Source organism: Citrobacter sp. 21OH12SH02A-Citro (assembly GCF_027919895.1).
Lineage (GTDB): Bacteria > Pseudomonadota > Gammaproteobacteria > Enterobacterales > Enterobacteriaceae > Citrobacter > Citrobacter braakii.
Genome location: NZ_CP114801.1, coordinates 2,587,812 through 2,606,590 on the forward strand (window position 1 = coordinate 2,587,812; position 18,779 = coordinate 2,606,590).

Here is an 18,779-nt window from a genome sequence, read left to right on the forward strand (position 1 = left end):
TTCATCATGGTAAAGGTCGGTATTAACGGTTTTGGCCGTATCGGACGTAACGTACTGCGTGCTGCACTGGGTAACCCGGAAATCCAGATCGTGGCAATCAACGATCTGACAGACAGTAAAACGCTGGCGCATCTGCTGAAATACGACTCGCTGCTCGGTAAACTCGACGCCGACGTCACCGCCGGTGAGGGGCAGTTGGTGGTTAACGGTAAATCCATCACCGTATTCAGTGAACGCGACCCAGCCAACATCCCATGGCGTCAGCATGAAGTCGATATTGTCATTGAAGCAACCGGCTTCTTCACTGAACGTGACAAGGCGGCGGTGCATATCCACAGCGGTGGCGCAAAACGAGTGATTATCTCCGCCCCCGGTAAGAACGATGATTTAACCATCGTGATGGGCGTTAACGATCACCTCTACTCCGCGGATAAACACTTTGTCGTCAGCAACGGTAGCTGCACCACTAACGGTCTGGCACCTGCCGCACAGGTTTTGCACCAACATTTCGGCATTAAGCATGGTTTGATGAACACCACCCACGCCTATACCAACAGCCAGGCGCTGCACGACCAGCCGGAAAAAGATCTTCGTGGTGCCCGCGCCGCTGCATTGTCGATTGTGCCCTACTCCAGCGGTGCCGCGAAGGCACTTGGCAAAGTCATCCCGGAGCTGGATGGTCGCTTAACCGGGTATTCGCTGCGCGTACCGGTTCCTGTGGTGTCCATTGTCGACCTGACCGTAACGCTTGAGCGGGATGTTACAGCAGAGGAGGTCAATAATGCGTTTCGTGACGCCGCCGCGACAGGGCCACTGAAAGGGATCCTCGGCTACAGCGATGAACCGCTTGTCTCAAGCGACTATCAGGGTGATCCGCGCTCATCCATCATCGACGGCCTGTCAACGCTGGTGATTGGCGGCAATATGGTCAAAATTCTGGCGTGGTACGACAACGAATGGGGATTCTCTAATCGCCTCGTCGAGCTGGCACTGCTAATGGCAAGGCACGAACGTTAATCCCCTGCTCTCACACTCTCTCTAAATCCACGCCAGGCGTGGATTTTTTTATATCTGTTACGTGTTTGTCGCAGTGACAATCGCCCACAACGTCACGTCCCCCATTTTTAGTCGTCACCTAACGATGCTGCTGGGGTGACGCGTTTAAAAAAATTAGCGATAACCCGACAAAATAATAAATCGCCAGCACTTTAACGGTCAGTTTATTAATCAGACAGTTGCGACCATAATAAAATGAGTAATGCGATCTTATTTGAGGATTCCGGCATGATCACCTTTTATCAACTTACAGCCACCCGTCTGCATGGTGAGCCCGTCTCTATGGCCGACTACGCTGGCAAACTGGTTCTGGTGGTCAATACTGCCAGCCATTGTGGCTTCTCGCCGCAATATGCAGGCCTCGAAGCGCTTTACAAGAAGTACGCCGCGCAGGGTCTGGTGGTGCTTGGTTTCCCCTGCAACCAGTTCGGTAATCAGGAGCCCGGCGGGGCCGACGAAATCTCGCAAACCTGTCACATCAACTACGGTGTGAGCTTCCCGATATTTGAGAAAGTGGAAGTCAACGGCGCGGCTACGCATCCGGTGTTTCGTTACCTGAAAAACGAATTACCCGGCGTGCTGGGTGGGCGTATCAAGTGGAATTTCACTAAGTTCCTGATCGGACGTGACGGCAAACCGCTCAAGCGTTTTGCGCCGTTCACTACCCCTGAGAAAATAGAAACCTCGATCCTTGCTGCGCTTAAAGTCTGAGCGCACCTGTCATTCAAACCGTCCCCATTATGCCCCAGCGCACTGTCTGAATAAAAAACACGCTGCAAAATCAACAAAATATAATCAACTTGCTTAATTACTCTGCAATCGCGTGAGTTCAGGAAGAAAAATGCTATTTCCCTCTTGCCTCATTCGGTCTGTGCCGCTAATATTCGTCCCCGTTGTCACCTACAACGTTGCGTTCATAGCTCAGTTGGTTAGAGCACCACCTTGACATGGTGGGGGTCGTTGGTTCGAGTCCAATTGAACGCACCATCTTGCGTCCGTAGCTCAGTTGGTTAGAGCACCACCTTGACATGGTGGGGGTCGGTGGTTCGAGTCCACTCGGACGCACCAAATTATTTCTATGATTTGGTGCTATTTCCCTTCGTTACACCTCATAATTTCTTTTTATTGCCTCCTGTTCGTAACCTTAAGCTTAATCATTACTCCGTATGATGCTGGCACAAAGCGATGCGCCAAAGCCTTCTAAACTCTATGCTCAGCGCGTATCATTTATCCTCTTCGCAAACCCTTTTTCGCCAGAGATCGGATACCATGCCCTCTTCCATTATTCTGTTTGCCGCGGGCAGTTTACGCCTGGCATTTGCCCCTTTAATAAGCCAGTTCTCGCGCCATAGTGGAATAGACGTGAAAGTGGAATATGGTCCGGCCGGTTTATTACGCGAGCGTATTGAAGCCGGTGAACCGTGTGCGCTCTTTGCCTCAGCCAATCGGGAGCACCCGCAACGCCTGCTGGCTTTGCAAAAAGCTGTCCTCACGCAAACCTTTAGCTGGAATCAACTGAGTCTGGTCAGCAACCGAAACGGCGCCTGGCTGGATTTGCTCCGCGACCCAACGCTACGAATAGGTACATCCACGCCCGGCTGCGACCCTTCCGGAGACTATACCTGGGCATTTTTCGACAATATGGATGTACTGGAGCCAGGACTCGGACAACAGCTTCGGGCGCGCGCCATCCCACTGGTTGGTGGGCGTGATACGGTGAAAATCCCGTCTGGTGAACTGGCGAGCGCCTGGATCCTTCGCCAGGGACTGGCCGATCTGTTTATCGGCTACGCGCACTACGCGAAAACGCTGCGCGCCCAACCCGACGTACATTATGTAGCTATCCCTGATGAGCACAATATTCGCTGCGAATACCAACTGGCGGTGCTCGACGCATCCAACGAGGTGATGGCGCTGGTTAAATTCATGCTCTCCAACGGCGGTCAGGCGTTTCTTACCGCCGCCGGGTTTTTACCTGTTAACGACGAACAGAAAACAGCGGTGCGATAAACGGCGTCGGGTGGTTCTCCAGACTGAGTTTTCGCAGCGGTAAGCCATAGGCCAGGAACAGATTCTCTTCCGTCACAATGCTGTCCGTTGGCCCTGCCCGCCATTTTCCTTCGGGGAGCAGCAGCAAAGTATGGGTGGCTATTTGTAACGCATGCAGCGGATCGTGGGTCGAAAAAAGAATGCTGCATCCCTGTAGATGGGCCAGATCGCTGATGAGCTGAAGCACCACCTGCTGATTGGCGAGATCCAGCGCGGAACACGGCTCATCAAGCAGCAGCGTTTGACACTCCGTCACCAGCGCCCGGGCTATCATCACCAGTTGCTGTTGACCCCCGGAAAGTGAGCTAAACGAGTGGGAAGCAAGCTGGGCAATATTTAACTGCTCCAGGGCCTGGGTCGCTCTTTGTTGATCCTGCTGGCTGGGTTGCGCAAAAAGCTTCACGTGCTGTGCCCGCCCCATCAGCACCACGTCGCTCACCGTATAAGGAAATGGCAGGTGGCAATGCTGCGCCACAATCCCTATCCCGCCGTCAATTTCAATGCTGCCGTCCAAAGCTGGCAGCGTGCCGGTTAGCGTATCGAGCAGCGTACTTTTCCCCAGACCGTTACGTCCCAGCACAGCCCAGATCTCACCTTTCTGGCAACTGAATGTAAGCGGCTCAAATAGCGGCGTGCGATATCCATAGGTAAGCGTGTTTACACGCAATGCGGCAGGTTTCATGATGTCCCCCGGCGGCTGGAGCGGATGAGTAAAAAAGCAAACAGCGGCGCGCCGAATAATGCGGTGATGATCCCAAGCGGTATCTCCGCGTGCATCAGGGTACGGGCAATATCATCCACCACAATCATAAAACCGCCTCCCATCCAGAAGGCGCACGGCAGTAGACGCCGATGATCAACCCCCACCAGCAAACGCGCCAGATGCGGAATAACCAACCCAACCCAGGCGATACTGCCGCTGACCGCTACCTGAGCGGCGACTAAACAAGCGCAGCACAGCAAAACGCTGCGTCGCAGAGGAACTACCGCGACGCCTAGCGAACGGGCAGCTTTATCATTGAGTGATAACATGTTTATCCGCCAGCGTAGCTGGTACAAAACTGTCGCAGCGATACCGACTGGGATCGCCAACAGCAGAACTTTATGCCAGTTAGCCGTCGCAAAGCTGCCGAGCAGCCAGAACACGATATTGGGTAACGTTTCTTCGGTATCAGCCTGATACTGAATCAGGCTCACCAGCGCGGCAAAAAAACCACTCAAAATGATACCCGACAGGATCAGCACCAGCGTATTCTCCAGCCCCTGCAGCGCAGCAATGGCATACACCAGGACCAGCGCCGTCAGACCGAAGAAAAACGTTGAACCCATCATCAACCACGGCGACAGGCCGAGCAGAATAGCCAGCGTTCCGCCAAAAGCGGCCCCAGACGTCACGCCAATAATATGCGGGTCGACCAGCGGATTATGAAATACTCCTTGCAGCGTCGCGCCACATAACCCCAACGCACCACCCGCCAGCAGCGCCATCAGAATTCGCGGTAGCCTGACAGTCCAGATAACCTGACCGGCAATCCCTTCAGCGTCGCTATAGTGCATCAGGTGATAAAAGACTTCGCTTAACGACAGCGGATATTGTCCGAGGCACAACGAGCCAAGGCCCAGCAACAGGACCGTCGCGATTAAGAGTGGTTGCTGGAGTAAAATGCGCTTACTTAACTGCATCAGGCTGCCAGTTCACACCATAAAAACGCTGATAGTAGTCTTGCGCCTGCGCATCAACATCCACGTCTTTGTAGGCGTCCGGGTACAGTTTTTTGGCCATCCACAGCTCACCAATCGCTAACGCTTCAGGCATCGGATAGCCCCAGGCTTTGGCGTACTCAGGCATCAACCAGACGCGATGATTTTTTACCGCATCGATCCCCTGCCAGTTAGGATCGTTTTGGATCTCCGTTACCACCTGCGGGTAGCGATCCTGAACAAAAATTACCTGCGGGTTCCACGCCAATACCTGTTCCAGCGCAACCTGACGGGCGCCTTTTACACTGGCAGCCGCCACGTTTAGCCCACCCGCGTGCTGCATCATGAGTCCCGTGTACTTCCCGGAGCCGTAAGTCATCAGGTCGGGGTTAGCCATATAAATACGGACTTTTTGCGCATCCGGGATTTTTGCGACCGGCGCATTGAATTTTGCCCGCGCCGCAAAAACGTAGTCGATTAACGTCTCAGCTTGCGGTTTGCGCCCCACGACATCCGCAATCAGGCGAATCCCCTGCTTTAACCCTTCGTTGTAGACCTGCTCTTCATCGGCCATGGTCGGGTTCATTTTATTCTGTTGCCCGGCTGCATCCTTGCGCAATGAGATTGCCACGACCGGAATACCGGCGTTCTGAATCTGCTGGATCATCTCCGCTGGCGCATAGTTGGCGACAAAAACCACCTGTGGATGAATCTCCAGTAGGCTTTCAATATTCACGCTGGTGAGATCGCCCGGCGTCGGCAATGTGGCAATTGTCGGCATAAAGCGCGCAAACTCAGGCCCGAGCTGTTTTTTCCAGCTCGACATCACGCCAATAATGTCCTGCTGAGCATTAAGCTGGACCAGAATATTCAGCGTCTGGTGTTGCAGCACGACCACTTTGTCGACGTGGTCCGGAATCGTGATCTGACGACCAAGCTGGTCGGTGATCGTACGGTCGGCCTAGGCAGAAAACGCAAACAACATGCTGGCGCATACCAGCACAAAAGAGCGGAAAGTTAACATGGGATACCATCTGGATAGCGGAGTAAAAACGATGTGTATTAAATTATATAACGATATAACAGGCAACCCATTCGCGATAAATACCGCACGACACACGAGGAAGATCAATTTATGCCGACAAAAAAGCCGACGGTGAAGACCACCGTCGACTGTGGGTAACACTATGACTAACGGATTATTTGGTTGCCGCTTTAATGATATCGAGCGCTTTGACGAACTGATCCTGCGGGATCGTCAGCGGATAAAGGAAGCGAATAACGTTGCCATACTGACCGCAGGTCAGCAGAAGTAATCCTTGCTCAAGGGCTTTCTTCTGCACGCGTTGTGCGGCGGCTGCGTTGGGTTCTCCCGTCGCTGCATCACAGAATTCAGCGGCGATCATAGAGCCTAAGCCGCGCACTTCGGCCAGTTCAGGACACCCGGCTTGCGCGTCAGTCAGAGTGGCGCGCAGTTGTTCGCCAAGAGCTGCCGCACGCTGGCACAGCTGTTCATCACGAATGATATCCAGCACCGCATGAGCTGCCGCAATTGACAGCGGGTTTCCGGCGTAGGTTCCGCCCAGGCCACCCGGCGCAGGCGCATCCATAATTTCAGCTTTGCCCACGACGCCAGACAGCGGCATGCCGCCTGCAAGGCTTTTTGCCATAGTCATCAGGTCAGCTTTGTCAGCGTAATGGTCCATCGCAAACAACTGGCCCGTACGAGCAAACCCGCTTTGCACCTCATCGGCGATCATCACGATGCCATGCTCGTCGCAAATACGGCGGATGGCAGCCACAAACTCCGGCGGCGCCACCACGAAGCCCCCTTCGCCCTGGACGGGTTCGAAAATAATCGCCGCGACCTGAGTGGGATCGATATCGGCTTTAAACAGGCGCTCAATCGCTTTGATGGAGTCCGCCGTAGAAATCCCCTGCAACTCGCAAGGATACGGTGCGTGGTAAACGGAGCCAGGGAACGGGCCGAACCCTTTTTTATACGGCGCCACCTTGCCGGTTAACGCCATCGTCATGTAGGTACGCCCATGAAAACCGCCGCCAAAAGCAATAACGCCAGGACGGCCGGTATGTGCGCGCGCAATTTTCACCGCATTTTCGACCGCTTCAGCCCCGGTGGTGAAGAATGTGGTTTTGCGCTTGCCGTCGATTGGCGCAACGGCGTTGATTTTCTCCGCCAAAGACACATAGCTTTCGTACGGGACAATCTGATAAGCCGTATGGGTAAAAGCCTGCAGTTGCGCTTCGACTGCCTGCACCAGGCGAGGATGACGGTGTCCGGTGTTCAGCACGGCAATCCCGGCGGCAAAATCAATGTACTGATTGCCTTCGATATCGGTAATTGTGCTGTTTTCTGCTGACTGGGCATAAAAATCACACATTACACCCACGCCACGCGGGGTGGCATCCAGACGACGTTGTTGCAGGTTTTTATTGTTCATTCTCTACACCTTGTCCATTAATACATTTAGGTTGAATTACCCTTTAAATTTAGACGCCATCTGGTACTTTAATCGAGAGCCAAATCGTTTTATTTTAAGGATCCAAATGCGTTCACTTGCCGGAGATGTGATCAAGCAGGCATTTAGCCAGCAGACCGATGAAAAGCTGCATCGTCGCCTGTATGCCGCCATCTGCAGTTGCATCCTCGAAGGTAGCCTGAAACCGGCGACCCGAATGCCTCCGTCGCGTGACCTGGCAGGCGAACTGACGCTATCACGCAATACCGTCCTGCGGGTTTACGAGCAATTGCAGGCCGAAGGTTATATTTCCGCGCGCACCAGCAGCGGCACATTTGTCACCGACAGCGTGCTGGACAATCTCGACCTGCGTCCCAACAAAGAGCCCGTTGCCGCCACACTGGAGGATCACACCCGCTTATCTGCCCGCTGCCTTGAGCTGCTGGGCCATGCCAGCGCCAGCCCTCGTCAATGGGGCGCATTTATTCCAGGCGTACCTGATGTGGAGCATTTCCCTCACCGGGTGCTCAAAAAAATTCAGGATCGGCTGGCGAGACGGTTACGCCCGGAGTTTCTCACGTACGATGCCGCAGGCGGCGTGACTGAGCTGAAAGAAGCGCTGGCAGACTATCTGCGCACCGCACGCGGGGTGCGGTGTTCACCGGCGCAAATTCTGATTACTGAAGGTATTCACCAGGCGCTGGATCTGGTGACCCGGACGCTATGCAACCCGGGGGATAACGCCTGGATTGAGGAGCCGGGCTACTGGGGAATCAAAAATATTCTGCGCATCAATGCGGTTACCTTTTCGGCGATCCCGGTTGATGAACAAGGTATGGTGCCGCCGGAGGCTGGCGAATCCGCGCCAAAGCTGATTTTTGTGACACCGTCACATCAATATCCGCTCGGTTCGGTAATGAGCCTCAACCGCCGTCGGGCACTTCTCTTTCGCGCACGTGAAACGCGAAGCTGGATAGTGGAAGATGACTACGACAGCGAATTTCGCTTTTCCGGCCAGCCAATTCCATCCTTGCAGGGACTGGAAGAAGAGACGCCGGTCATCTATATCGGGACATTCAGTAAAACACTCTATCCCGCACTGCGGCTCGGGTATGTGGTACTGCCCAAACCGCTCGCCGCGCCGCTGAAGAAGGTTCATAACGACCTCTATCGTGGTGGACATTTGCTGATTCAGGCAGCGCTGGCGGAGTTTATCCGCGAGGGTTACTACGCGGCGCACATTCGTAAAATGCGCCAGTTGTACAGTCGTCGCCGCCAGACGTTGGTGGAGCTTATCAGTCGCCAGTTGGGCGAGCAGTATCTTGGCTCCTTCAGCAGCAACGCCGGGCTGCACATGATTCTACAGTTGCCCGTCGGGAGCGATGACGTTGTCATTGCCCAACAGGCGAATGCGCAAGGGCTGCTGGTGCGCCCGCTGTCTCGCTATTACGTGAATGAAGAGAAACGCAGCGGCCTGCTGCTGGGATTTGCCAGTATCGAAGAGCATGAAATGGCGTCGGCGTTTACCCGACTGGTGGGTATTATCAGAGTAAACGCCGTTTAAACACTGCCGGATGGCGCGGCAAGCACCTTGTCCATCCGACATGCTGTTTAATGTGACGCTTTTTTAATTCCTGCCAGGTCCTCCTGGCTTACTTCGCCATTCCCTTCTCCCCAACTTTTACGCACGTAATTAATCACGTCGCGCATTTCGTTGTCGCTTAACATGCCACCGTAAGCCGGCATCTTAAAGGAGACGCTGCCACGCGTTGTCGGTGTTTCTGCGCCGTGGGCAATCACTCTGAATAGCGGCGTCGGGTCATCAACCATCACCAGCGAATTATTGATTAAAGACGGTGCGTTATCATCCGTACCTTTCCCCTCCAGACCGTGACAGGTGGAGCAGTAGCGGTTATAGGTCACTTTTCCCGCCTCGGGTGAATTCGACCAGGACACCGTAGTTGCCGCTGCGCGCACCGTTTCAGGCTTCACACTTTTCAGGCTCAGCAGATATTGCGCGATCGCCGTGGCATCGTCATCGGTCAGGTACTGTGTACTCTGCGTAACGACTTCAGCCATCGAACCTGAAACCGCGGCATGCTTGCTTTTACCGGTCAGCAACAGCGATTTTAATTCCTGCTCAGACATTCCCGTGCCGCGCAGCGAAGGCGCATACCAGCCGTCGATCATCGCGCCGCTCAGGTACTCGGCATCAGCATTAGTATACGCTTTTTCGTTCATCGCCATGCCTCTCGGGGTATGGCAAGAACCGCAGTGTCCGGGACCTTCCACCAGATAAGCGCCCCGTTTTACTAACGCAGCGTTGTCATCCGTTTTCGCACTCTCTACAGCCGTCGCTGGCGCGTCGGTAAACAGCCAGTTCCAGATATGCAGCGGCCAGCGGGCGGAGAGTAGCCACGGAATGGCATTCTCTTTATTGGGCTGCGCAGAGGGGGTGACATCATGCATAAAATAGCGATACAACGCCTGTACATCGTCATCAGAAAGTTTCGCGTAAGAGGGATAAGGCATGGCCGGATAGAGCGGATGACCATCTTTGGCAATTCCCTGACGTACGGCCTTGTCAAAATCCTCGTATGAGTAATTACCAATACCCTGGGTTTTGTCTGGGGTAATGTTGGTCGAATAAATATCCCCTACCGGAGTAGGAAACTTTTTGCCACCCGCCATCGCCGCCCCCCCTTCGGTGGTATGACAGGCCACACAGTCAGAGATACGGGCGATATATTCGCCATTAGATTCCGCTGCACTCACAGAGGCGGTAAACAAACAGGCGGCAAGAACGGTTACATTACGCATAGATCACCCCATATCCTTGAGTTCATTAACCGCACGCCATGCCTGGTCGATGGCCGTATGGGCATAAGCCCCCCAGTCAGAATCGGAATTAGCGATGGCAATGCGACCAACTGGCTGACGCGCCCGCTCGATAATTTCTGGCATTTTATCCATATCATCGAACAACGCGTTGGCGTAATACGCATAGCCATGCGCCCAGCGGTTAACCGTAATGGCGGAGATATCGCGTTGATTATCAAAGCCCGTTGAGCCAAACATTTCCTGCAACTGGGAGCGAATCATCTCCTCATGCGTCGCAAATGTGGTCCCCAGTAAATACGCTCGCCCAAGACGGAACTGTTCTCTGGCCGACAAATTACTGCCTGGATAAGTAGGCACATAGACCATGTGAATGACCATCGGATCGTCCGGTGAGGCTGGGTGTTGATACCCGCCGATGCTGACCGGATAGTCGAGCTTAATCCGGCTGTAAGGTGCGGCCGGAGAGTAAAATTCATGCACGCCAAGCTGTTTGAACGCCTGCCAGTTTTTGACCACCACGTTGGTGTACACCAGCGGTGCCTTCACGTTCAGTTTGAGATCCGCCTGCTGCTGTTCCGGCATCTCAGGCACCAGATACGGGATCATCATGTTATAGCCCGCCATGATGGTGTTTTTACCGCGCACGCGATGCATTTTGCCGTCACGCAGATAGGTCACCACCACGCCATCCTTTGTGTTGGCCGCATTAATCACCGTGCTATTCAGACGCAAGCGCGTGGTGTTTTCCGGCAGATCCAGCTTTTCGTAATGCAGTCTGGCAAGGACAGAGTCTTCCATCGTGTTACCCGGTAGCGCATCCGGCAGCATATACCTGACTAACAGTCGGGCCAGCCCGGCGTTACCGTCAGGGAAATGGTAAACATACGGCTCTTCGAGGTCGGCCAGCGACTCGCCGTCCAACGGCGGTATTCCCAGCGCCTCCATGCCGGGTAATGCGCACGCCCTGGCATCGCTACAGGAAATGCCTTCAATGCCGATGGCGAAGAAGTCATTAGAACGCTGCTGAAAATAGAGCAGCGCCATTTTGCTCAAACCAACTTTTGTGGCCAAAAATTCACTGTAGCTGTGGGTATCCAGCCATTCCATTTTCTCATCGACCGTCATGCCCGGAAGATAGTCGCCAGGATGGACGTGCAGGTCGATCAACGCCTTTCGGTCGTGCTCACTTAGCGGAAAATCATTGATAAAGTCTTCAATTTTACGGCCATTGAGCCTGTTCGGCGGGATATCATCAGATACCGCACGCCCCGGATCGCCGCTGACGATTTTTGTTTCGCCAAAATTCTTTTTGTCGAAGAACACGCCACGACTGAGCTGCCAATCGGGATAGAAGTTTACGTCAAAGCTCTCTTTTAACCGCGTGACGCTGACGCCCACGGTTTCCATCAGTTTTTGCACCTCAGGGCTGAAATTGTGCGCGGGTGACTGGAATGCTTCGCTACCGCCATAGCCGAGTAATTTCTTACCTGAGCTCGTAAATTCGTTACGTTTGGCGTGCCCGCCAAAATCGTCATGGTTATCGAGGATCAGGATCCGGCTATTTTGACCGGCAAGCTGGCGCCAGAAACAACCGGCAGCCAGCCCGCTAATACCGCCGCCCACAATCACCAGATCGTACTCTTCCTCAACGGGCAGAGCGTTTAAATCAAAATGTTTATGCTCGCGGCCTACTGCATGCGCCATTTCAAACGATCCAGGATGATTACCCCGCAGCCCCGTCAGCCCTGGCGGATAATAATTTCCATCTATAAATGCGTTTCCCTTTCCTGCCGCCCTGACCCATTCCAGCGGGGTAAGCCCCGCCGCAATAGTCACCGCGACGCCGTTGAGAAAATCACGTCTGGTAATTGCCATTAACTTTTTTCCTTATTGCTACACACTGCCCTAAATACGACCCAAATAAGAGATGTCCCCCTTCATAGTAATAAAGGGGGACAGCCGACTATTTCCCTGGCTTTAACTCTTCATCCAGTTTTTTAGAATCATAATAATCACCCTGCCAGGTGATTTTACCTGCTTTAACATGAATATAGCTGACACCTTCAAATTTTATCGGATTATTTGTCGGCGGACTCCCTGCCCATTCACCACTATTTTTGCCTGAAAATTCCCAACGAAACGCCACGGTATCTTCGTCGTAAACGGGTTTGCCGACCATTTTCCAGCTCAGATCTGGCACCGCCTTAATAAAGGCACCGATAACCTCTTTTTCAGCTTTTTCTCTGCCATTTATCGGTTCGCCAGCGGCGGCATCATAATAGACTGCGTCATCAGCAAGATATTGCGCGGCTCGCGAAGCATCGTGTGCATTCCAGGCTGCCATGTACTCTTTAACGGTATTCAGCGATGTGCTTTCTGCCAGGCTATAGCCCGAGAACATCACGAATGAAAGCACCGCTATGTTTAATGTTTTCATCGAAATCCTCTCTATTCAGAAATGTCACACATGATATGTTTCACCCGGGTATATTCTTCGAGCGAGTAGGATGAGAGATCTTTGCCATAACCCGATTTTTTGAACCCGCCGTGCGGCATTTCGGCGCACAGAGGAATGTGATTGTTAATCCACACGGTGCCAAAATCGAGGTCAATGCTGAAGCGCTGTGCGCGACCATGGTTACTGGTCCAGACGCTGGCGGCCAGACCATATTCCACATCATTCGCTTTGTGTAGACCCTCTTCATCAGTCGAAAACGGCTGAATAGTCATTACCGGTCCAAATACTTCATGCTGAATAGCTTCGTCATGTTGATGCAATCCGGAGACGATCGTCGGCTCAAAATAGAAGCCCGGACCTGGCCCGGCACGCCCACCCGTTTCAATTTTTGCATGTGCCGGTAAACGCGCAATAAAGCCTTTCACCTGCTCCAGTTGGTTTTTACTGTTCAATGCGCCATATAGCGCAGCCTGATCCGCTGGCGGTCCAAATTTAATACTCTTCGTTTTCTGAACCAGCTTTTCCAGGAATTCAGCGTAGATGGATTGTTCGACCAGAATACGCGTAGCCGCCGTGCAATCCTGGCCGGCATTGAAGAAGCCTGCCGTGGTGATCGTCGCGATCGCCTTGTCCATATCTGCATCAGCAAACACCACCGCAGGCGCTTTCCCGCCCAATTCCAGATGCGCCTTGGTCAGGTTCGCCGCTGCCGAAGCCGCAACCTGTAGGCCCGCGCGGACCGAACCGGTAATCGAAACCAGTGAGGCCTTCGGGTTTGAAACCACCAGCGAACCGGTGCTGGCTTTACCTAATACGACGTTAAACGCCCCTCTTGGGAACAACGGCGCGGCCAGTTCAGCCAACAGCAGCGTGCTGACCGGCGTGGTGTCGCTGGGTTTTAATACGACCGTATTGCCTGCCGCCAGCGCTGGCGCAATCTTCCATACCGCCATCATGAACGGGTAGTTCCATGGCGTGACTTGTCCAACGATACCCAGCGGTTCACGGCGGATAGTCGAGGTAAACCCGGCGGAATATTCCCCTGCTGCTTTCCCTTCAAGACAACGCGCCGCACCGGCAAAAAAGCGGATGGCATCGCAGGATGCCGCGATCTCTTCCTTCTCAATAAAATGGCGAAGCTGACCGGTCTCCTGACTCTGCGCGTTCACCAGCCGCTCAACGTTTCGTTCAATCTCATCTGCCAGTTGCAATAACGCCTTTTGCCGCTGTGCCGGCGTCGATTTTCGCCAGATGCTAAACGCCGCCTCCGCCGCCGAGTAGGCCTGCTCCACCTCTTCCGCATCGGCGTTGGGTGATAATGCATACGTTTCGCCGTCGACCGGACTCACCAGTTCGAAGGTATCTTCGCTACGACCTGCTACGTATTGCCCATTGATAAAATGCTTCAGGGTTTTCATGTCTGTCTCCTGCCCGTTAATACATAAAGAAACTTATGTAATATATATTGTAAAAGATTTTCAAATGCGCAACATTGACACTATGATAAGCCTCGCATTTTTAACTTAATTTTTACATTTTCGGGATAAGGCTTTTCATCGTGAGCCGAGGCTTTATGCTCAGCTCATCATGAAGTTATCGGGACACACATCCGCTTGTGCAGTGACGTTGCGCATAGGCATGTAAAATAACTCGGCCATTCTTACCTTCCTTGCCTGACGGGCATGTGTTAAAAATGGTCGTTGTTTCAGGGAATTGAGTGCAGAAAAGATTATGATTACTCACGCGGTCATATTTGCGCCTATCGGGCAGGTCAGTCGTTCAGACCAGATAGTGCAGCGCCTGTCAAACGCCATTATCACGGGGTTGCTGGAGCCAAAAGAACAGCTCCCCAACGAAACTGATTTGGCAAAGATGATGGGTGTCTCACATATCACTATCAGAGAAGCGCTAAACACGCTTCGGGCTAATAATCTTATCCATACGGTTCGTGGTCGAAATGGCGGGAGCTTCGTTTGCGAAAATATTGATGGCAAAAACAGCGCCCTGCATCCGTTCAAAGCGATCAGTACGGATTATCTTTCTGACCTGGGCGAAATGCATTGCGCCATTATCAGCCATAGCGCAAGGCTGGCTTCCAGACGGATGACCGGCGCGGATATCGCCAAATTTCGCGAGTTTGTTGAGGTGCTCAGCAAGGCAAACTCACCAGAGCTGATGACCCAGGCCGATATGCGCTGTCTACTGGCGATAGCTGCCAGTTCACATTCGGCGCGACTGGCCAATCAGGAGCTGCAGGTCCAGGCTGAATGGGCATCGCTGGTGGCGATACTTTATCGCGCAGACAACATTCATGCCGAAATTATTGCGCTTTACTCGGCACTGGCCGATGCGCTGGCAGCTCACAACGAGGCAGAATCCGTGCAGCTTGCCACACGGATCATCGACACGTTTACCTATTACCTTATTGAAAAAAAGCTGAAATATAACTCGAACTGACAATCAGTGAAGGCAGGACAGACAATGAGCTCTTCGACATCCTTAAGCGCATTAATTCGTAAGATTGATGATATTACCGCCTCTACCGTAGATTCTACCGTTGCGCTGGCGAGGAGCATCCATGAGGCGATTTCCGGGGTGCAAAAGGCCTCAGCAGAAGTTGTCCTCGATCCATCGGTGAGATCTACCGTTCAGCAACACATCAAGCGCACCCTCAGTAACAATCATTACTGTTCAGGGGCCGGGTTCGCCAGCCATATTGAGAGCACTGCCACCACAAAAGAGTATTGGCTGCTGGAATGGTGGTATAAGAAAGATAATGGTTTGAGTCAGGCGCACCTCGATTTAGATCAGGCCACCCAGCAACGCCTGGATTTCAGAACCTTCGAGTGGTTTAAGCACTCACCTCCGGCAGGAAAAGCCTATATCCACGGTCCCTACGTCGACTATATCTGCAATATTTCCTACACCCTGACCTCGGCAGTGCCGGTCTACTACAACGATCAGTTTCTTGGCGTTGCCGCCGTCGATCTGCTGGTCAGTCAGATTGAGGCCGAACTGCTCTCCTGCGCTCATTCTGACTATGTCATTCTGACCAATCTGGAAAACAGAATTATCTTTTCCAGTTGGCCACGTTTTCGCGTGGGTGAATTACTCTCTCCCGCAAACAGTACCGTTGTTTATCAGAGCGACTACTTTATCCTTTATCACTATCAAAACTAAGGGCCCGAAGGCCCTTAGTGTTTAGTTATCCTGCCCCATATTCAGCTTGTTAGCGTAGGCAATGGCGTCGTTTTCCGGTGCCGCAGAGCGACCAAACGGTCGGGTCAGGAACATATAGATAAGCCCGGAGCCAACGACAATCGCCAGGCCGAACAGTACCGTCCAACGGTCGATGAAATCGCTGCTGTCTGCCGGTTGCGCCAACAACCAGATCCCACACAATCCATAGGCTAGCGCCAGCACGTTCACAATCACGCCCCAACCGCCAATGGTCCACTCCCCTGCCGGTTTCCAGCCTTTCAGGCGCTGGCGCAGTGCGGCAAGCACAACCATCTGGAACGAGATATAAATACCGATGACGGCAAACGCGGTAATACGCGACAGGTTGTCTGGCTGGAAATAGACCCAAACGCAGATGATGACTGGCAGCAGACAGCTAACAACCATGGCATTATCCGGAACGCCATTTTTAGAGATCTTTGACATCCACTCACTTCCCGGCAGCATTCTGTCGCGGGAGAAAGAAAAGATAAGGCGGCTTAACGCAGCCTGCAGAGACAAAATGCACGACAGCATCGCCACAATCGCGACGATGATAAAGATAGTTGCACCAGTTTCACCAAGAGCTTCATTAAGGATGGCCGGAATCGGGTCAGATGTTTTGCCATTCACGATACTGACCAGATTTGGTGAAGCCAGGAGGTATCCCATGACGGAAATAATCGCCGAAATCGCACCAAATACGATGCTCAAAATCATCGCAACCGGGATCTTTTTACTTGGATTCTGTACCTCTTCCGCAACGTTACCGCAGGCCTCAAAGCCAAAGAACATAAACAGCCCCATCAGCGCGGCAGACATAAACGCGGTGGAATAGCTGCCGTCATGCGCCAGCACGCCCATCGAATCAAAAATTACGGAGAATGGCTGCGAACGGTGGAATATCAGCAGATAAATTCCCAGCGCAATCACGCTAACGATTTCACACCAGAAGCCAATTTTTGCGACCCGAGCCAGATTTTTAGTCCCGGACATATTAACAGCCATCATCAAAAGCAGCAGCAGGACGGAAGTCGCCAACATAGTGGCTGGCGTCTGACCATAGTGGAAGAGCGACTCAACAAATGTTGAAGTATATTCCGCGATTGACGTAATGGTGACCACCAGTGCCCACAGGTAAATCCAGGCAGCGATCCACGCATATTTCTTGCCCCATAACCTTCTGGCCCAGGGATAAAGCCCGCCGGTTATCGGATACTGGGAAGCGACCTCACCAAACACCAACGCCACCAAAAGTTGTCCACATGCGACGATTAAAATCCACCAGACTGCGGGCGGCCCCGCCAGCGTTACGGCCAGTGCAAACAGCGAATAGACGGCGGTAAGCGGCGAAAGGTAGGTAAACCCCAACGCAAAGTTTGAAATAAGACCGATCGAGCGATTGAACTGTTCTTTGCCATCTTTTTGAAAATTATCGTTTTTCTTATCAGGTGTCTGTTCCATATAGCTTTCTCTTTTGTGGAATAGTCGCAGGGTTGAACAATTAATGTATAAAAGATATTAAGTTATATGTATAGTGATTTTGTCGCTAATTTGTTAAAAATGATCGCACATCACGTTAATGGAAAAGTGGGAGTAGAACAGTCGAGGGCACAAGCATTTTTCGGTATTTCCGCTTCACGGTTCTTTAGCAATTGCGAATTGTTGGCCAACTGGCGGGTAAACAGGCACCCCGAATTGAGTTCGACGCTAATTAGCAAGAATCGCTGCTGTTAAGCAACATTTTTGCAATATAATAATGTGATGTTAAACGCTGAACCTGAGCAGGTGAATGATGGAAATTGATCTCGATAATCTGGTCTTTGATGGACTGGAAGAAGCGCAAGAGCGTAATGCTGAACGTCTGGAAGATGCAGACAAGAAAGCGCAGGACATTATTGCTGATAATGACTGCGGCGACGCCTGTAAAATCTGATTTCCAAACCGGCGCAATGCCGGTTTTTTTACCGCCAGACTATGCCCCTCCTCTTATCTACATTTCCCATTGCGTTTACCCATTGTTAACACCGCTTTCACTAATAACATTTTGTAAATAGATAAGAATTTTTTCTTATTTTGTCCTGAACGTAAGTTATGGGAGCGTAAAAAGCACAAACCAAAAACGACAGGGATTTACATCATGATGGCAACGAAAACTTACCGCGCTAAAAAAACACTGTTGGCACTCGGCGTGCTGCTGGCCACCGGCATTGCCGCCTCGCAGGCTCAGGCTGACCAACTGGCCGATATCAAAGCCGCAGGTGTAGTAAAAGTTGCGACATTCGACGCGAATCCGCCGTTTGGCTCCATCGATGCAAAAACGCATAAGATTGTCGGCTATGACGTTGATTTTGCTGAAGCGCTGGCAAAATCCCTCGGCGTAAAACTGGAACTGGTAGCGACTAATCCGGCAAACCGCATTCCGTTATTACAATCCGGTAAAGCCGATTTAATCGTGGCGGATATCACGATTACGCCTGAGCGGGCGCAGGTCATTGACTTCTCCGTCCCCTATTTTGTTACCGGGCAGCAGTTCCTGGTACCGGCCAAATCCCCGGACCAGCTCGATGCATACAGCAAAGCGCGAATCGGCGCGGTAAAAGGTACTACCGGTGAGCAGGCGCTACATCAGCGCTTCCCGCAGTCGCGTGTGCTGGCCTACGACGATATTCCACTGGCGTTAACCGCGCTACGCAATGGCAATGTTCAGGCCATCACCCAGGACAGTACGATTCTGGCCGGTCTATTAAGCGGTGCGCCGGATAAAGCAGATTTCAAAATTCTGCCTGATCTGTTGAGCAAAGAAGAGATCGGCGTGGGAGTGAAAAAAGGTGAGCCAGCGCTGTTAAAAGCCGTCAATGATGAGCTTTTGAGGCTGGAATCTACCGGGCAGGCGGCAAAAATTTATGATGTCTGGTTTGGCCCTGAAACCAAAAATCCGCAACCCCGCGCCTTTAAAATAGAAGCGAAGTAAT

The 18,779-nt window shown here is 52.4% G+C and carries 17 protein-coding genes and 2 tRNA genes; 10 read left to right on the forward strand and 9 right to left on the reverse strand.

What is annotated here, in order from left to right:
- Positions 1-6 precede the first annotated feature (6 nt).
- From gap to O6D90_RS12550, 5 genes are all read left to right on the forward strand, one after another.
- The gene (gap, locus tag O6D90_RS12530) at positions 7-1,017 is read left to right on the forward strand and encodes a type I glyceraldehyde-3-phosphate dehydrogenase (RefSeq protein ID WP_016156396.1); all 1,011 of its coding nucleotides are present in this window, start codon (positions 7-9) and stop codon (positions 1,015-1,017) included.
- Between the two features lie 267 nt (positions 1,018-1,284).
- Positions 1,285-1,767: a glutathione peroxidase gene (locus O6D90_RS12535; protein WP_016156395.1), complete on the forward strand. Its 483-nt coding sequence runs from the start codon at positions 1,285-1,287 to the stop codon at positions 1,765-1,767.
- A 199-nt stretch (positions 1,768-1,966) separates the two neighbouring features.
- A tRNA-Val gene (locus tag O6D90_RS12540) sits at positions 1,967-2,043 on the forward strand.
- Between the two features lie 4 nt (positions 2,044-2,047).
- Positions 2,048-2,124: transfer RNA gene (locus O6D90_RS12545), tRNA-Val, on the forward strand.
- A gap of 201 nt (positions 2,125-2,325) precedes the next feature.
- Positions 2,326-3,066 (forward strand): substrate-binding domain-containing protein, encoded by a 741-nt coding sequence (locus O6D90_RS12550; protein ID WP_016156394.1) that lies wholly within the window; start codon positions 2,326-2,328, stop codon positions 3,064-3,066.
- On the opposite strand, the gene O6D90_RS12555 is transcribed toward O6D90_RS12550, so the two are convergent.
- The 4 genes from O6D90_RS12555 to puuE all read right to left on the reverse strand — a co-directional run bounded on the left by O6D90_RS12555 (position 3,035) and on the right by puuE (position 7,268).
- Positions 3,035-3,787 carry an ABC transporter ATP-binding protein gene (locus O6D90_RS12555; protein ID WP_016156393.1) on the reverse strand — a complete coding sequence of 251 codons (753 nt, stop codon included), beginning with the start codon at positions 3,785-3,787 and terminating at the stop codon, positions 3,035-3,037. The two genes, O6D90_RS12550 and O6D90_RS12555, sit on opposite strands and share 32 nt — an antisense overlap.
- Positions 3,784-4,788: a FecCD family ABC transporter permease gene (locus O6D90_RS12560; RefSeq protein ID WP_016156392.1), complete on the reverse strand. Its 1,005-nt coding sequence runs from the start codon at positions 4,786-4,788 to the stop codon at positions 3,784-3,786. Before O6D90_RS12560 ends, O6D90_RS12555 begins: the two co-directional genes overlap by 4 nt.
- Positions 4,775-5,755, reverse strand: a complete 981-nt coding sequence (locus tag O6D90_RS12565) for an ABC transporter substrate-binding protein (protein ID WP_271143316.1) — start codon at positions 5,753-5,755, stop codon at positions 4,775-4,777. Before O6D90_RS12565 ends, O6D90_RS12560 begins: the two co-directional genes overlap by 14 nt.
- 250 nt (positions 5,756-6,005) lie before the next feature.
- A complete protein-coding gene (puuE, locus tag O6D90_RS12570) occupies positions 6,006-7,268 on the reverse strand; it encodes a 4-aminobutyrate transaminase (protein ID WP_016156390.1) in 1,263 nt (420 codons plus the stop codon).
- 106 nt (positions 7,269-7,374) lie between these two features.
- Between puuE and O6D90_RS12575 the strand changes: the two genes are divergently transcribed.
- A complete protein-coding gene (locus O6D90_RS12575; RefSeq protein WP_016156389.1) occupies positions 7,375-8,850 on the forward strand; it encodes a PLP-dependent aminotransferase family protein in 1,476 nt (491 codons plus the stop codon).
- Between the two features lie 47 nt (positions 8,851-8,897).
- Here the strand turns inward: O6D90_RS12575 and O6D90_RS12580 are convergent, their stop codons facing one another.
- The 4 genes from O6D90_RS12580 to O6D90_RS12595 all read right to left on the reverse strand — a co-directional run bounded on the left by O6D90_RS12580 (position 8,898) and on the right by O6D90_RS12595 (position 14,003).
- The gene (locus tag O6D90_RS12580) at positions 8,898-10,106 is read right to left on the reverse strand and encodes a c-type cytochrome (protein WP_016156388.1); all 1,209 of its coding nucleotides are present in this window, start codon (positions 10,104-10,106) and stop codon (positions 8,898-8,900) included.
- A gap of 3 nt (positions 10,107-10,109) precedes the next feature.
- Positions 10,110-12,002: an NAD(P)/FAD-dependent oxidoreductase gene (locus O6D90_RS12585; RefSeq protein ID WP_016156387.1), complete on the reverse strand. Its 1,893-nt coding sequence runs from the start codon at positions 12,000-12,002 to the stop codon at positions 10,110-10,112.
- A gap of 88 nt (positions 12,003-12,090) precedes the next feature.
- Complete coding sequence (locus O6D90_RS12590; RefSeq protein ID WP_016152935.1) at positions 12,091-12,564, reverse strand: ester cyclase; 474 nt, start codon at positions 12,562-12,564, stop codon at positions 12,091-12,093.
- A gap of 11 nt (positions 12,565-12,575) precedes the next feature.
- Complete coding sequence (locus O6D90_RS12595; RefSeq protein ID WP_016156386.1) at positions 12,576-14,003, reverse strand: gamma-aminobutyraldehyde dehydrogenase; 1,428 nt, start codon at positions 14,001-14,003, stop codon at positions 12,576-12,578.
- Between the two features lie 313 nt (positions 14,004-14,316).
- Between O6D90_RS12595 and O6D90_RS12600 the strand changes: the two genes are divergently transcribed.
- Positions 14,317-15,042: a FadR/GntR family transcriptional regulator gene (locus O6D90_RS12600; protein ID WP_016156385.1), complete on the forward strand. Its 726-nt coding sequence runs from the start codon at positions 14,317-14,319 to the stop codon at positions 15,040-15,042.
- A 24-nt stretch (positions 15,043-15,066) separates the two neighbouring features.
- Positions 15,067-15,765: a cache domain-containing protein gene (locus O6D90_RS12605; protein ID WP_016156384.1), complete on the forward strand. Its 699-nt coding sequence runs from the start codon at positions 15,067-15,069 to the stop codon at positions 15,763-15,765.
- A gap of 21 nt (positions 15,766-15,786) precedes the next feature.
- Here the strand turns inward: O6D90_RS12605 and O6D90_RS12610 are convergent, their stop codons facing one another.
- Positions 15,787-17,268: an APC family permease gene (locus tag O6D90_RS12610; RefSeq protein ID WP_016152931.1), complete on the reverse strand. Its 1,482-nt coding sequence runs from the start codon at positions 17,266-17,268 to the stop codon at positions 15,787-15,789.
- Positions 17,269-17,599: 331 nt separating this feature from the next.
- Here O6D90_RS12610 and O6D90_RS12615 point away from each other — a divergent pair, with 331 nt between their 5' ends.
- Both O6D90_RS12615 and O6D90_RS12620 read left to right on the forward strand, forming a co-directional pair.
- A complete protein-coding gene (locus O6D90_RS12615; protein ID WP_016152930.1) occupies positions 17,600-17,740 on the forward strand; it encodes a hypothetical protein in 141 nt (46 codons plus the stop codon).
- A gap of 204 nt (positions 17,741-17,944) precedes the next feature.
- Positions 17,945-18,778 carry an ABC transporter substrate-binding protein gene (locus O6D90_RS12620; protein WP_016156383.1) on the forward strand — a complete coding sequence of 278 codons (834 nt, stop codon included), beginning with the start codon at positions 17,945-17,947 and terminating at the stop codon, positions 18,776-18,778.
- The last annotated feature ends 1 nt before the right edge of the window (position 18,779 follow it).

What these genes read in the sequence shown, in the direction of transcription:
- O6D90_RS12600 (WP_016156385.1), top strand. Translation starts at nt 14,317, where the DNA reads ATGATTACTCACGCGGTCATATTTGCGCCTATCGGGCAGGTCAGTCGT.
- O6D90_RS12560 (WP_016156392.1), bottom strand. Translation starts at nt 4,788, where the DNA reads ATGCAGTTAAGTAAGCGCATTTTACTCCAGCAACCACTCTTAATCGCG.
- gap (WP_016156396.1), top strand. Translation starts at nt 7, where the DNA reads ATGGTAAAGGTCGGTATTAACGGTTTTGGCCGTATCGGACGTAACGTA.
- O6D90_RS12555 (WP_016156393.1), bottom strand. Translation starts at nt 3,787, where the DNA reads ATGAAACCTGCCGCATTGCGTGTAAACACGCTTACCTATGGATATCGC.
- O6D90_RS12605 (WP_016156384.1), top strand. Translation starts at nt 15,067, where the DNA reads ATGAGCTCTTCGACATCCTTAAGCGCATTAATTCGTAAGATTGATGAT.
- O6D90_RS12575 (WP_016156389.1), top strand. Translation starts at nt 7,375, where the DNA reads ATGCGTTCACTTGCCGGAGATGTGATCAAGCAGGCATTTAGCCAGCAG.
- O6D90_RS12620 (WP_016156383.1), top strand. Translation starts at nt 17,945, where the DNA reads ATGATGGCAACGAAAACTTACCGCGCTAAAAAAACACTGTTGGCACTC.
- O6D90_RS12585 (WP_016156387.1), bottom strand. Translation starts at nt 12,002, where the DNA reads ATGGCAATTACCAGACGTGATTTTCTCAACGGCGTCGCGGTGACTATT.
- O6D90_RS12615 (WP_016152930.1), top strand. Translation starts at nt 17,600, where the DNA reads ATGGAAATTGATCTCGATAATCTGGTCTTTGATGGACTGGAAGAAGCG.
- O6D90_RS12590 (WP_016152935.1), bottom strand. Translation starts at nt 12,564, where the DNA reads ATGAAAACATTAAACATAGCGGTGCTTTCATTCGTGATGTTCTCGGGC.
- puuE (WP_016156390.1), bottom strand. Translation starts at nt 7,268, where the DNA reads ATGAACAATAAAAACCTGCAACAACGTCGTCTGGATGCCACCCCGCGT.
- O6D90_RS12535 (WP_016156395.1), top strand. Translation starts at nt 1,285, where the DNA reads ATGATCACCTTTTATCAACTTACAGCCACCCGTCTGCATGGTGAGCCC.
- O6D90_RS12610 (WP_016152931.1), bottom strand. Translation starts at nt 17,268, where the DNA reads ATGGAACAGACACCTGATAAGAAAAACGATAATTTTCAAAAAGATGGC.
- O6D90_RS12550 (WP_016156394.1), top strand. Translation starts at nt 2,326, where the DNA reads ATGCCCTCTTCCATTATTCTGTTTGCCGCGGGCAGTTTACGCCTGGCA.
- O6D90_RS12580 (WP_016156388.1), bottom strand. Translation starts at nt 10,106, where the DNA reads ATGCGTAATGTAACCGTTCTTGCCGCCTGTTTGTTTACCGCCTCTGTG.
- O6D90_RS12595 (WP_016156386.1), bottom strand. Translation starts at nt 14,003, where the DNA reads ATGAAAACCCTGAAGCATTTTATCAATGGGCAATACGTAGCAGGTCGT.